Origin of the sequence: Idiomarina sp. (assembly GCF_019431395.1) — a bacterium.
GTDB lineage: Bacteria > Pseudomonadota > Gammaproteobacteria > Enterobacterales > Alteromonadaceae > Idiomarina.
This window is the reverse complement of record NZ_CP080268.1, coordinates 1573890-1587370: the sequence shown is the minus strand read 5'-3', so window position 1 is coordinate 1587370 and position 13481 is coordinate 1573890. Positions and strand designations below refer to the sequence as shown.

Sequence of the window (13481 nt, the reverse complement as noted above, 5' to 3'; positions counted from 1 at the left end):
ATGTTTTGAGCAACTAAACCTAAACAATAATAAAGTGGCGTAAGGAAGTCGTATTATGTCAAACAAACAAAATCCATGGTCTGTGTTTTGGCAAAAAGGCGCATTCGCGTCGTTTTTAGATGAGAAGTCGACATTACAGAATTACCAAATGCGTAAATTCTGGTTCGAACGAATGGAAGAAACCGAAGCTAAGCAACCGATACTGGATGTGGCAACGGGTAACGGCATTGTGGTGCAGTGGTTAACTGAGTTTGCCGAGAAAAAGGGCAAAAAGTTTGATCTGATTGGCGTTGATGCTGCGGTGATCAAGCCCAGTAACGATAAGCTTAAGTTGCACGGAGAGACCGAGTACGAAAGCTTTACCTTACCGTCCAATAAAAAAGTGGGGACCGTGGTTTCGCACTACGGCCTGGAATACGGTGACATGGCTACCGGTTTGCCGCATTTGCATAAACAGATCAAACGCGGTGGTGGGCTTATTGCACTGGTGCACTCAGAAGACTCGGTGATTGTGCAAACCAGTCGCAAAGTTTACGAGTTGTTGCCATCGCTGATAAAGCAATTAAATAAATCGGTCGAGCCATTATTTGAAGCCATTTTAAAAGCTGCCGGCAAGCCCTTGCCCCGTAACGCGCAGTTAGCACAACAAAAGCTGAATCAATTTGCTAACAAATACCGCAACGATCCGACTTTTCATCGCACCAACTTTGTACCTGCTGTACGCCATATTTTACAGGCGGCAGAGCAGGGTAAGGCAGCTGAAGCCAAACACGTGTTCAATGATTACCTCGGTAATTTAACCGATCATAAGGCACGCCTCGCGACTATGGTACGTGCCGTTGAGCAAGCGGGTGACGGTCAGCAATTAAAACAGCAGTTTGAAACAGCAGGCTTTAAAAATATTCGTGTTCAAACAGTTCAGTTTCCGGAAACGGGCATCGTTGGTCAATGTGTACAAGCTGATAAATAACAGTCTCAGTGACCTGACACAGTAGAGCAATATTCCAGTTTTAATTGTTAGTAAAAACTCCCTGAAAATCAAAGCCCTCCGCGTGAGGGCTTTTTTTGGTAATGAAAACGAGTATAGAGATGTCAAAGAAATAATTAATTACACAATAAAAACTATTGTTAAATCGATGTGAATTTTATATGTTATGCAGTTCTGGTTGTACAACTCTGTCTGAATTTGCTGAACAGAGTGCGAATAGCTGATAACTATTCTTAACAATTAGAAAAAAACTATAATAATTCAGGGAGATTTAACATGACCGAACAGTCATTACTGGCTCGTTCTATTAGAACGATTTTATTTGCAGGTGTGAGCTCCGCGTTTTTTACTATGCCGGCTATGGCTCAACAAGCGCAGCAATCTTCACAAGAGTTAGTGGATGAAGAGCAAGAAGAAGTTGAACGCGTTACAGTTACGGGTTCAAGGATTGCTCGTATTGGTGATATTGCACCAACTCCAGTGACTGTTATTTCTGGTGACGGGCTGGTTGACGCAGGCGTAAACAACGTGGCTGACCTATTGCATGAATTACCTAGCACACTAGTGGGGTTGTCGCCTGAGACTACTAACAATACAATTTTTGCAAGTGGCTTGAATAATACTGACTTACGTGGCTTAGGTTCAGACCGCACGCTAGTTCTTGTGAATGGTCGTCGCTTCATCGCTGGCGCGCCAGGCTCAGGTGCCGTGGACTTGAACAATATTCCTACTGCAATGGTAGAGCGCATTGAAATTACAACAGGCGGTGCATCTGCTGTTTACGGTTCTGATGCTATTGCAGGGGTAGTAAACGTAATTACGAAAAAGGACTTCGAAGGTGCTGAACTTGATGTTTCTGTGATTCGACCATTTGAAGACGGTGGTGATGAAGAGTTTGCGTCAATTACTTTCGGTTCTAGCTTTGATAAAGCTAGCTTTGTGACAAACTTGAGTGTTACAAAGTCTGGTCAGTTGTCAGCAATGGATCGCGAATTTCTGCGTGAAGCGCCAATTGTTCTTCAGAATCCGGAAGCGGCAGAAAACCCAGATGATGATACTATTCCAAGGTTAACCTTCTGGGGTCTAGGACAGCAAGTGCTGGCGGCCTACTCAGAGACAAGTGATTTCACTACTGTTTTTGGCGATAAATATAATTATACACCAGATGGGACGCTCAAGCCGTTTTCTTATGGAGAGCCGTTACCTTATCCGCTAGGAAGTGGTCGGCAAGATTATCTTGGTGGCGATGGATATAACTTCTCTGAGAATACTTACTATAGAACCCCACTTGATAGAATTAACTTTACGACTCACTTCACTTATGAATTGAATCGAGACCATGCAATGCATCTTGAAGTTAACTACTCTAAAACAGATGCTTATGGTGAGGGTTCTCCAGCATTTTTAGGTTTTACTGTTCGTCCTGACAACGCATTCCTCACGGATGAAGCTCAAGCCATTGTTCAGTCCGATTTTGATGATAGAGCGGCCATTCGTGCAGGCACATATCCAGGTCTCGGTGCTATAGCAGTAGGACAGTATACTTCAGGATCTATTCTTGCCTCTGATTTTGGAAATCGTCAGTATACTCAGGATCGAACCTTAGCTCGAGCTTCATTAAGCTTTGAGGGCTCACTTGGAGCGGGCTGGATATATGATGCTTACGCGACAGTAGGTCACGTGCAGTCAGATACTGAGTGGTACGGAGAGCTTTTTGAAGATCGTTTCTATCAAGCGATTGATGCTGTTGAAGTTGATGGTCAAATTCAGTGCCGTGATACCTCGAATGGCTGTGTTCCATTGAATATATTTGGTAGCGAGCAGTTCTCAGATGAGGCCTATGATTGGGTAAGCACGGACGCAATTCGTCGTGCATCTATTGGGCAGACAGTCCTAGGAGCCACCGTTACTGGTGACTTATATGATTTGCCAGCTGGCCCGCTAGCTACAGCATTCAGTGTTGAATATCGAGAGGAAAAATCTTCTACTCTCCCTGATCCTGCAATGAGAGCAGGTCTACTTTTTAACAACATCTCGTCCCCACTCGATGGAGAATATGATGTATCTGAGGCTGCGATAGAGTTGTCAATACCAGTTGTCGCGGACATGGCGTTTGCCGATTTATTGACGATTGAAACTGCTTACCGTTACATGGATTACTCAACATCGGGTTCGGATGATGCTTGGAAAGTGGGTGTAAACTGGGCGGTAAATGAGGATCTTCGAGTTCGTGCTAGCCGCTCGAAATCTGTCCGCGCTCCAAATATTGGAGAGCTTTACAGTCCTCCAGGCCAGACATTTGCGAGTTATTTTGACGTTTGTGATTCAGACCGTGTGGGTGAGTTAAGCACTGAATATCGTGATCAAATTCGCGCAAACTGCGCAGCTGATGGCGTTCCCGCCGACTTCTCACCATCGGATGAGTGGTACGGCTCCACTCGACCTGGTTTTAACGTCGGAAACCCTGATCTGTCAAACGAAGTAGCGAAGGACGTGACTGCGGGATTCGTATTTACTCCATCATTCGTTGAAAACTTGAGCTTAACAGTTGACTATTGGGACTTTGAAATCACTAACGCTATTTCCGCGGTGGGTGTGGGCACAGCGGTCAACTTATGCTATCGCTCGAGCTCGATAGACAACCCTTATTGTGACCTGATTGAGCGTGATCCAGAAACCTTTGAAATTGTAAACTTTTTCCAGCGTCCGGTGAATGCAGCCTATAGCCAAACATCCGGCTATGATATTGAGACTGCATACCGTTTAAGCACTGACGTGGGCATTTTTGATTTCCGCTTAATTGGTACTTACTTAGATGAGCGTATCAGTAACAGTACGGGGCTAGCCGAAGACGAAATCGACGCAACAGGCGAGCAAGCTCGCCCTGAGTGGCGTCATCGTTTAATCACTAGTTACCAGTTAGATAACTTCTCGGCAGTTCTGTCTATGACGTATCGTGCATCTACTGTATTGAATAACGAGTGGACTCCAAACCAAAATGATTATAACGATGTTCCGTCTTATACTCAGTTTGATTTGACTACACGTTATAACGTTACTCCTGAGCTTCAGTTGCGAGCTGGTTTGTTGAACATGTTTGACAAGACTCCGCCTCGCCGGCCAGGTATGTACAACCAAGGTGCTTATTATGACCTGCTTGGTAGACGTGCCACATTAGGAATTAATTATTCCTTCTAATTAATTTGAGCAATTAATACATTTTAAAAACCCCGATTCTTCGGGGTTTTTTATTAGGCTCACGATCTAAGTTGTCAGACGAATTAAACTACAAAAGCTTCGTAACATACTGGGTAAAATACAATGGCAGAACAAAGTGCTTTTTCTCAGTAACGGGCGAGCCTTGAGTCCCTGTCAGTTTTAGTGTTTTTTTTGGTTGGCACTTATTAATATAGGACTGAAGAGAGCGCGCTTTTGTTCGGCGACCGCTTTTAACTTCGACAGGAATGATGTTGCCTAGATCGTCGCTTAGCAAAAATTCAATTTCTGAACGAGCGTCGTTCCATGAAAAGCTCGGCTCAATACCTAAAGCTGAAAGCTCCTGCGCGACAAAATTCTCAGCAATATACCCTTTGTATTGATAACTTTGTTGCTTTATCTCCTTATAGCCCGTATTCAGCATGTGGTTGAGTAAACCAACATCGAACAAGAAAAGTTTGACTCGGCTATCTTTCTGATAAGCTGCCAACGGTGACTTCGCCTGCCCTTCTATTGGATAGTTTTTTAACACCAAGCGGCATTTGTGCAGCCAACTTATAGCGCTCTCGAAGTCTGAGTAGCGAGACTTTTTGTCAAAAACGTCTTTAAATTTAAATCGTTTTACTGATTCATCTCGTACCGCTGAAAGTTGTGCTGGAATGCTGCTGAATACTGATTCGATGAGTTGCGCATTAGTTTTTCCTGAATATTTACCAAAGTCACGTAAGTAGCCATTAAAGAGGTTATCGTGTAGCTCAGAAACGGCCTCTACTCTGCTAATGATGCTTTCATCTGAATTTTTAAACCAGCGGGCCACGACTTCGGGCATGCCCCCAGTGAAGTAGTAGTCAGTGAGTTTATCGAAAAGTTGTTTGTGAGCGGCTGTCGAGTTTGCTTGGTTTTCGAAGGCCTTAATTAAAGGAGCTTCTTCTGATGCCCAAAGAAACTCCTGAAAGGTTAAAGGTTGCAGATTGTATTGTTCGACTTTTCCTACGGGGAAGGACGTTAATAATCCGATATTAGATCCACTGGCAGCGACGAACATGTTTGGCGCTTTTTCAGCAAAGTACTTCAGTGACGTGACGGCTCGAGGGCATTCACCAATTTCATCTAAAATAAGTAAGTCGGATTGTGCGTTAATTTCCTTACCCGTTATGAGCTCGATGCTTGATAGTATATCTTCTGGAGTTAAAGAGTCCTCAAATGCATCCGCAACTTCGGGGGTTTCTAAAAAGTCGATACGAACAACGTTTTTAAAGTGTTGGCCCAAAAGCTCCTTCAACAAATAAGTTTTACCGGTTTGGCGAGCCCCATCGATGAGTAGAGGTTTTCGTTGTGATTTGTTTTTCCACGAAAGAAGCTTCTCAAGGAGTATTCGTTTCATATAGCGGCCCTTAATATATTCAGGTTTAGCTGCTATTACACTTTATTGCGCATAAAAGTGCAAGCGTTATCATTTTTATGCGCATAAAAGTGATTAAATTTACTTTTTTTATGCGCTTAAAAGTGTTATTTTGATTGTTGTTCATCGAAAAAATGAAATCACGACGCTATAAAAAGTCATATGGCTTACATGCAGTTTTGCCGCTTTTATCTACAGTTTACTGATGCTTTGTTAACGGTGCTGAATGATTGATTGTCCCTAAATACGATTCATTAGAAAACCCAAACGATTCACTAATCACATATTGTTCTATTAAAGTGTTGCTTCCCTACCATCGTGATTATGAGGTAATGGAAAGGGACGGACCATTTAGAACCATGAAACGGGTATTTCCGGTGCGCTCGGTGGGTAAGATCGAGCTGGTGCCTTTAAACGAGATCCGCTGGATAAAAGGCGCGGCAAACTATGTCGAGATCCATGCTGCGAGCGGCAAGTATATGCATCGTGAGACCATGCATAACGTCATTGAGCAACTTGATGCAAGTATGTTTGTTCGTATTCATCGATCGGCTATCGTCAATCTCGAACAAATTAAAGAGATAAGCAGTGAGCTGGGGCGTTATTCACTGTTGGTTTTGCATGACGGTACTGAGTTAAAAATTGGTAATGCCTATCGCGAGCAATTGTTCGACGCGCTTAACTTATAAAGTGCGCCACAGGCGCACGCCACGAAATTCCCCTCAATTATTTCCAGGCCAGGCCGATAACAGCGTAACAAAGCATTAGCGGAGAAGTTTATGTTACGCGCAGGTCTTTTGTTGCTGGTATTAGCATTAAGCCCGTTAGCAACAGCACATCAACCGAGAAGCTATGATGGCGTAGCCGATGAATTGGCAGACCAATTGGTCGCGCAAATACAACATAGCCAGTATGACGACGGTTATTCACAACTGGGGCTAACCCGCTGGGTGATGGCTGACTCACTGGAGTTACCGCATCCGCATGACTCGGTCACCAGCCTCAGCCATCAACTGAGCGAGAGTTTATACGCGCATCTGCAGGAGCGTAACGTGCGTTTGATTGACTACCGGGCGCAGGATTTTGTGTCACTGTCCGAGGATGGCAGCACGCTGCTAACGCGTGACTCCGAGCAATTGAATCAACAACCAGCACTTGACTGGGTGTTAGTTGGCACCATGGCGCCGGAGCAGGGTGGCGTTATTGTTAATCTGCGGGTTATCGATCGCACGTCACAGCAAGTGTTGGCGGCTGCAAACCGTTTTGTGCCTAAACACTTATATGCCAGTAACCGCCGCAGCGAAGTCGTTGATGGCAAACTACAGCGCAATTTTTAAGGAGCTGACTATGAATCGCTTAATGCTTTTACTGGCCGGCAGTGCCTTTGTTCTGAGCGCTTGTACGGTGTTGCCTAAACCAGAGCCAAAAGCACAGTTATCGCCTTACGAAAAACCTTTTTCCGAGCCTGGCAGTGCTCACTATGTTAATGCCATTGCAGAGCAGTTAGCACACAACGCAACTATCGACTTAACACGCACCACCATTGGCGTAACGACTTTTAGTAACGTCACCTCAGACTACAACGAAGGCACGCCGTTTGCGCAAACACTGGCGCAGCAGTTGATGACCGAAATGCACCGTAGTGACTTGCCGTTGATGGATTTTAAAACGACTGATTTTATTCGAGTGACTGAGGACGGGGATTTTGCTCTGACGCGAGATTACCTTGAACTGGATGAAATTATTCCGATCAGTCACGTGGTGGTGGGCACCTGGGCGCAACATCGCAGTGGCGTGATGGTGTCGGCGCGGTTGGTCGATATCAACAGCAAAGATGTGGTGAGTGTTGCGCAGACGTTTATTCCACAAATGGTGGTGCGGCAGCTAAGCGAGCAGAGCGATAAAGCGATAATTCGCAAAGCACCGTAGATCTCGCTTTCGTTAGTTAGCGTACCTATACTGGTTAAAATTCAATAACAAAAACCTAAAAGGTACGCTATGAAAATCTTACAAACCCTTGTTATTTGGCTTGGTCTGCTGTCAGTGTTGGTGCTGGCAGTGTCCGGTCCGCTTTATCAAGCTGAGATAATTGGTTTAGGTACTGCATTTACGTTGCTGCGTTATGCCGCATTTGTTGCTGCGGGATCTGCTGTAATAAATATTCTGTTCTTTATTTTTAAACGTCCGGCCGGGGCTAAAGCGGGTTTGACTGTGGTGTCGATTATTGCAGCGGCTATTGCGTTTTATCTGCCTTATAGTCAATACCAAACGGCCACATCGGTGCCTGCTATCCACGACATTTCTACTGATTTAGCCAATCCGCCTGAATTTGTTGCGATTGCGCCGCTGCGTGCTGATGCGCCAAATCCGGTTGAATATGCTGGCCCGGAAACGGCGGAACAACAGCGCCAAGCCTACCCGGACCTACAAACCTATACCACGCAGCAAGACGTTGATGCGTTGTTTGCGCAGGCGCTGCAAGTGGCGAACAACATGGGCTGGGAAATTGTCGAAGCCAATGAAGATGCTGGCCGAATTGAAGCAACCGACACCACCACCTGGTTTGGCTTTAAAGACGACGTGGTGATTCGAATTCAGACAGTTGACGGTGAGACGCAGCTCGATATACGCAGTAAGTCGCGAGTTGGCCGCAGCGACGTCGGCAAAAACGCCGACCGCATCCGCGAGTTTTTAGCCGCACTGTAGCTCGTGCCTTTGGCACGAGTCCTAATGCTACGATTTAAATATTTCCTTAAACTTACTTTCTAAAGCCCGAACTTCTCTATTGGTAAGGGCTTCAAACTCTTTTTGCTTAGCTCGTTGAGAGAGTTTGCCCTTTCCCTGCTGTAGAAAATTTATTAGCAGGCTTGCTTTTTTCTGCGGCATATCAAATTGAGTACCAATATATCGCCACAACTCATCATAGCGTTTTAGGTAATCAACCTCATCGGGCAAGACCTTCTCTATGGTTGTTTTTACGCAATCGAACAAAAACTCAGCTTGCGCAGTAAAGTCTCCGTAGCGATACAAATCGATGGTGTCATTAGTCACGTGAACATTACCAGTATCGGTTGGTTGCCACTCAATGAGTGCCATTCGACGTTGTGTAAATTGTTCCAACGTAGTTTTGTATTCACTAATTCGTTCAAGTATCACGGCTGAGACCGGAAAAATCAGGCCTGATGGACTAAAGTTTTGTTCTGCTAATGCATGGTGAATTAAATAACGATGAATGCGGCCATTGCCGTCCTCTAACGGATGGATAAATACAAAAGCAAATGCCAATACGGTTGCGGTTAAAATAGGGTGTAAGCCACCTTGCTTACAGTAATCATAAGTCGTTAGCAACCCCTCGATGAGCGTTAAAAGGTCATCCGGTTTCGCCGAAATATGCTCTGGCAACGGGTGGTTAGTCAAGCGGTCATGGCTGCCGATAAAGCCACCTTCTGCACGCAGTCCTTTAAAAATAAAGCGGCTATCTGGTATCACTTCATCTTGCAAACGTTCAATTTCATCTACGCTCAACGGCGTTTCACCGGCTGTGCCAATGATTTTACCCCAACGTTCGATACGACTATGAGGTGGCTGCTCCCCCTCTATTGTGTACGAGGCTTTTGAATCAGCAAGCAATAAGAAAGCGGCAGCCCTGCTGATAAGATCGGGATGAATTTGTCCGGTTTGTTCTAACGCTTTTTGGGCAAGATTTTGATCAACCCAATCGATTAGTAGCGGCGTTTTCCGGATCAAGAAGCAACACTGAGAGGTGCCGGGTAAATTATTATTAACTCGCTGTCGTTTTTCGCGTTTGGGGTGGCAAGCAAACTGCAAACCTTCGTCGACAACATTGACATAGCCGCCGCTTTTGGCATCGTCTATGGGGAGTTTTTTCTCTAATAGCCACTCATACAAAAACCAAATTCTGCGACTATAGCTACCTGTGATTTCGTTTGATATTTTACTGATAACTTGTTGCTGCGAAAGTTTGCTAAATAGCGATTTAAGCGTGAGTAAATCGATGCCCTCGTATTTAAGTGCAAACACTAACTGAGAAAACCAGTCCTCTTTGGGTTGATATCTACTCCCTAGCAGATGCCAGCGACCTTCGTTTTTGTTGGTATTTTTTGCAGCTACGATAGCGCATAGTCGATCAGGCGTCGGCACTTTTAGGCCATGGTGGTGAATAAGCCAGGCATAACCTGCCAGTGCGAGGCAATTTGTTGGCACAATAAGGTCATCAAAATGGGAGGGGTTAGGTTGTTTCATACTAGGGTGAAAAATGATCACGACGCCTGAAAAATGATCATATAAATGTAGACCACCTGAAAAATGATTACAAGTAGCTCGTGCCTCTGGCACGAGACCCATCTCTAGTAGATGCAGTTAAAATTAAAGTATAAAGTCAGTGTCGCGTCGATTATTTCCACTAAGCTCTTTTTTTACTGACGATAGTAGTGTAACCAAGTTAGATGTCAAAAAAGCCCGAAACTTATCTTTACCTAACGTACGGTCATAGGCTTTCTGGCTTAAAAAGCGCCTCATTTCCTGCTCGAAAGCTCGCCCGGTTACAATATCGTCAATTGAATTAATTCTGGCATCCAGCATGTCCAGAAAACCGTCGATTTTGTAATCGTTAATTTTGCTTTCAATTAGATCCTTATCAATGGTTGCCCCTTCCTGTTGCAACCACATCAGATCCCAGATATCGCGATGCCTCACATATTTACGGGTAGCAGGGAGTGAGATAACTTTATCCGCCAGAATTTCATCCAAAGACTCCACGTAAACAAGCGTATCCCTGTAACCATCGGGCAGAAAATCATAATTCTGCTTTAACGGCAGCGGCACCTTTGTATAAGCGGGGATATTAGACACTTCGAGTTTGATTCGTTGTTTTGGAACATCTTTTTGGCCAGGGGCAGTGACGATAGAAACCTGCCATTTATCGACTCTTAGGTCGGTATATTCTGGCTCGCTTTTAAGGGAATTGGGCTCTTTGACCGTGACCTCAAGACCGTACCGGCCACCGATATATTTTTCGAGAACTTGCTTTATTTCGGCCATCGTTTTTGTGTTGAAGTCATAACCGCCCGCAAAGTCTAGATCCTCGCTGTACCGATTTGAGCCATAGCATAACCTAAGGCTCGTGCCTCCCTGAAAGACAATCTCATCAAGCAGTCCGGCTCTGTCGAGCGCAACCAGGATGTCGTAGTGTAGAAGCTCTTTTTCGATGACGGGGCGATTACGCGCTCCGCCACTTTCTTGAATTGCTCGCTCAACTAACGCTGTAAAATTCTCGTGCTCAGTCGGCATACATTGCCTCCATATCAACTAAATGGGTATTTCTACCAACTCGCTTTAGATCCCGTAGTGCCGCGTGTTTTGATGCAATTCTTAATGGTCTGCCAGCACGAACAATACTATCGAGGATATCTCCAATCCCCCGCTTAGTGTGAGTAAATTCGATAACTCCATAGGAGGTCTTATATTCACCTTTAACACCGGTCGTCATCACGGTTAATCGGTCAATTGGAATTTGTGAAATAACACCGTAAAAGGACAATGCCGACTCTAAACTGATGTAGTTGTACTCGCCACGTCTTAAAGCTATGGCAATTAAATCAAGGGTAGCTGACGCGTTCTTATTAGCTGCTAAAGCGTATAGATATACGCCTCTCGCTACTCGCTCAAGAATCCCGTGTTTGACTAGACGAGCGAGACTGTCTGAAAGAGAGCGAGGGGAGTCTTCATGAAAGATTTTTTCCAAGTCGCGATGAAGGAATACATAGCGGCCTTTTTTGTCGAGTTCATTAAGTCTTTGAATTGCTAACTCTTGCTTCATAATTAAGTGGTTAGTTATTACGGTTTTAGGCAGTATATGTTACCACTTGTTCAAATTCAAAATTATAAGTAGTTCGTGCCTCTGGCACGAGTCTCAATGATCAGTCGCGCTGTAAGCGCGACCTACTGTTTAATAGCCAGTTGTAGTCGGTGTAGCGGATGGCAATGTCGGTTTCTGTTAAGCGCTGACGCTGCGCTTCGTTATGCGCTAAAGCTTGTGCATATTGTCGCATATACTTACGTACACCGGCCTCGTTGCTTTGCTTAAAGCCCTCAGCATACCAGTCAAAGATCTTGGATAAATACAGACCCTTTTCGGCGATACCGTTTTTATCACGATCGTGTAAAAACGACACCATTTGGTCTTCAAGCTGCTGTTCAAGTTCGTCAGCGATAAAAGCCTCTGCGCGCAGTTTAGCACAACTCCGCGTAAACCCTCGCCCAATCGGGCGGGGACAGTGTGCCCTTTGGGTATACAAGCGGGAACCGCGTAGCGGTTCTATTCTGGTGTACTCTGACTCTGCACATACTCTCTCAGTGTTTCGATAGTTGCCCCGCCTGCACTACAGGCAAAGTAAGAGCGTGACCAGAGCGCTGCGCTTTTGCTTTGCCGGGGTATGTGGGCATTGAGTATTCGTATCCGGCGTGATGAAACCGATTTACTGGATTATAATAATTGAACCATACCAATGAGCGCTGAAATGTTAAAGGCCACGAAGGTACGCATATATCCGACACCTGAACAGGCGGAATTTCTCAACCGCCAGTTCGGTGCTATGCGGTTCGTGTACAACAAGGCGTTGAATATCATCAGCTCACAGTACAAACGTCACGGCCTGAAGCTCAAAGCCAAGAAAGACCTTAAGCCGCTGTTGGCGGTGGCGAAAAAGTCTCGCAAGTATCATTGGCTCAAAGATTTTGATTCGATTGCACTCCAGCAAGCGTGCATCAACCTTGATAAAGCCTTCCAGAACTTTTTTGACCCGAAGCTTCCCGCCCGTTACCCGAGGTTCAAGCGCAAACACGGTAAACAATCCAGCTACCACTGCACGAGTGTGGGTGCTGGGCGTTGATATGGGGCTAACCCATCTTGCTATCGACTCCGAAGGAAACAAGACGGCGAATCCCCGTTTCCTGAAACGCGCCCAATCTAATTTGCGACGCAAGCAGAAAGCCTTATCCCGTTGCCAGAAAGGTAGCAAAGGACGTACGAAAGCACGCCTGAAACTGGCTAAGGCGCATGAGCGCCTAGCGAATACCCGTGCGGATTTTCAGCACAACCTGTCCCGACAACTCATTGACGAAAACCAAGCGGTGGTGGTCGAGACATTGAAAGTGAAGAACCTGCTGAAGAACCGGAAGCTATCCAAGCACATCGCAGACGCAAGCTGGTTCAGCCTGATTCAGAAACTGGAATACAAGGCGAAGGAGCAGGGCAAACATCTGGTCAAAATCGACCAATGGTTTGCCAGCTCCAAGACCTGCTCCTGCTGTGGGCACAAGGTAGACACCCTGCCGTTGTCGGTGCGTAACTGGTCGTGCCCTGCTTGTACAGCAGAGCTTGACCGCGACGTAAACGCCGCGATCAATATCCGCCAGCAGGGTGTTATCAAACTAAAAGCCGAAGGACTGTCGGTTCCTGCCAATGGAGGCTTGCGTAAATCCGGCCACGCGCCGGTTGCTGCCTGAGAATTTGGAAGCCTCGCCCGTTAGGGCGGGGAGCAGTCACGACAGCTAACAGCGGCACAGACCAACGCTGCATGAATGCGCGGCTCGTCAAAATCAACGCGGATTTTTTCATGTTCTAACCAGTCCGTGTGCTATGTATTCAAAGCATACGCAATGACATACAATTTTGTTCGCTGTTGCACGATAATAAACATCCGAAATACCAATAACTTACGTAAGCCAATGACAATGTAGGCTTTGCGGTTTAGGCGCTTCGCGCGGTGTAGCTAGTCGCCTTCGGCGCGAGGGTATAGGTCCGGAGGCCGGTTTAATGCGTTAAGCTTATACTCCCTCGCGCCTAAGGCAGCG

At 45.7% G+C, this 13481-nt stretch carries 13 protein-coding genes and 2 pseudogenes; 8 read left to right on the top strand and 7 right to left on the bottom strand.

Annotated features, from left to right (window positions below; translation table 11 throughout):
• The first annotated feature begins 55 nt into the window (after positions 1 to 55).
• Complete coding sequence (locus KZ771_RS07835) at positions 56 to 970, top strand: class I SAM-dependent methyltransferase (RefSeq protein ID WP_290569895.1); 915 nt, start codon at positions 56 to 58, stop codon at positions 968 to 970.
• 294 nt (positions 971 to 1264) lie between these two features.
• Entirely contained in the window at positions 1265 to 4186 is a 2922-nt protein-coding gene (locus KZ771_RS07830) for a TonB-dependent receptor (protein ID WP_290569896.1), read from the top strand.
• Between the two features lie 88 nt (positions 4187 to 4274).
• On the opposite strand, the gene KZ771_RS07825 is transcribed toward KZ771_RS07830, so the two are convergent.
• Complete coding sequence (locus tag KZ771_RS07825; protein WP_290652742.1) at positions 4275 to 5588, bottom strand: AAA family ATPase; 1314 nt, start codon at positions 5586 to 5588, stop codon at positions 4275 to 4277.
• A gap of 377 nt (positions 5589 to 5965) precedes the next feature.
• Between KZ771_RS07825 and KZ771_RS07820 the strand changes: the two genes are divergently transcribed.
• The 4 genes from KZ771_RS07820 (at position 5966) to KZ771_RS07805 (ending at position 8312) form a co-directional block, all read left to right on the top strand.
• A complete protein-coding gene (locus KZ771_RS07820; RefSeq protein ID WP_290569898.1) occupies positions 5966 to 6295 on the top strand; it encodes a LytTR family DNA-binding domain-containing protein in 330 nt (109 codons plus the stop codon).
• Positions 6296 to 6385: 90 nt separating this feature from the next.
• Positions 6386 to 6943 carry a FlgO family outer membrane protein gene (locus KZ771_RS07815; RefSeq protein ID WP_290652740.1) on the top strand — a complete coding sequence of 186 codons (558 nt, stop codon included), beginning with the start codon at positions 6386 to 6388 and terminating at the stop codon, positions 6941 to 6943.
• A 10-nt stretch (positions 6944 to 6953) separates the two neighbouring features.
• The gene (locus tag KZ771_RS07810) at positions 6954 to 7535 is read left to right on the top strand and encodes a FlgO family outer membrane protein (RefSeq protein WP_290652738.1); all 582 of its coding nucleotides are present in this window, start codon (positions 6954 to 6956) and stop codon (positions 7533 to 7535) included.
• 69 nt (positions 7536 to 7604) lie between these two features.
• Entirely contained in the window at positions 7605 to 8312 is a 708-nt protein-coding gene (locus KZ771_RS07805; protein ID WP_290569901.1) for a DUF1499 domain-containing protein, read from the top strand.
• Positions 8313 to 8339: 27 nt separating this feature from the next.
• Here the strand turns inward: KZ771_RS07805 and KZ771_RS07800 are convergent, their stop codons facing one another.
• The 5 genes and pseudogenes from KZ771_RS07800 to KZ771_RS07780 form a co-directional block, all read right to left on the bottom strand.
• On the bottom strand, positions 8340 to 9830 hold the full coding sequence (locus KZ771_RS07800; RefSeq protein ID WP_290652736.1) for a Fic family protein: 1491 nt from the start codon (positions 9828 to 9830) through the stop codon (positions 8340 to 8342).
• 162 nt (positions 9831 to 9992) lie between these two features.
• Positions 9993 to 10916, bottom strand: coding sequence for a nucleotidyl transferase AbiEii/AbiGii toxin family protein (locus KZ771_RS07795; RefSeq protein ID WP_290652734.1), 924 nt, complete (start codon positions 10914 to 10916; stop codon positions 9993 to 9995).
• Positions 10906 to 11445: a type IV toxin-antitoxin system AbiEi family antitoxin domain-containing protein gene (locus KZ771_RS07790; protein WP_290652732.1), complete on the bottom strand. Its 540-nt coding sequence runs from the start codon at positions 11443 to 11445 to the stop codon at positions 10906 to 10908. Before KZ771_RS07790 ends, KZ771_RS07795 begins: the two co-directional genes overlap by 11 nt.
• Positions 11446 to 11545: 100 nt before the next feature.
• A complete protein-coding gene (locus KZ771_RS07785) occupies positions 11546 to 11803 on the bottom strand; it encodes a hypothetical protein (protein ID WP_290652730.1) in 258 nt (85 codons plus the stop codon).
• 140 nt (positions 11804 to 11943) lie between these two features.
• Positions 11944 to 12120, bottom strand: a pseudogene (locus KZ771_RS07780) (transposase); the annotation flags it as partial.
• Between the two features lie 13 nt (positions 12121 to 12133).
• On the opposite strand from KZ771_RS07780, the gene KZ771_RS07775 reads away from it, so the two are divergent.
• Both KZ771_RS07775 and KZ771_RS07770 read left to right on the top strand, forming a co-directional pair.
• Positions 12134 to 12517 carry a transposase gene (locus tag KZ771_RS07775; protein ID WP_290652728.1) on the top strand — a complete coding sequence of 128 codons (384 nt, stop codon included), beginning with the start codon at positions 12134 to 12136 and terminating at the stop codon, positions 12515 to 12517.
• Positions 12504 to 13133: an RNA-guided endonuclease TnpB family protein gene (locus tag KZ771_RS07770; RefSeq protein ID WP_290652726.1), complete on the top strand. Its 630-nt coding sequence runs from the start codon at positions 12504 to 12506 to the stop codon at positions 13131 to 13133. Before KZ771_RS07775 ends, KZ771_RS07770 begins: the two co-directional genes overlap by 14 nt.
• A 41-nt stretch (positions 13134 to 13174) precedes the next feature.
• On the opposite strand, the pseudogene KZ771_RS07765 reads toward KZ771_RS07770, so the two are convergent.
• Positions 13175 to 13258, bottom strand: a pseudogene (locus tag KZ771_RS07765) (DUF547 domain-containing protein); the annotation flags it as partial.
• Positions 13259 to 13481: the final 223 nt, after the last annotated feature.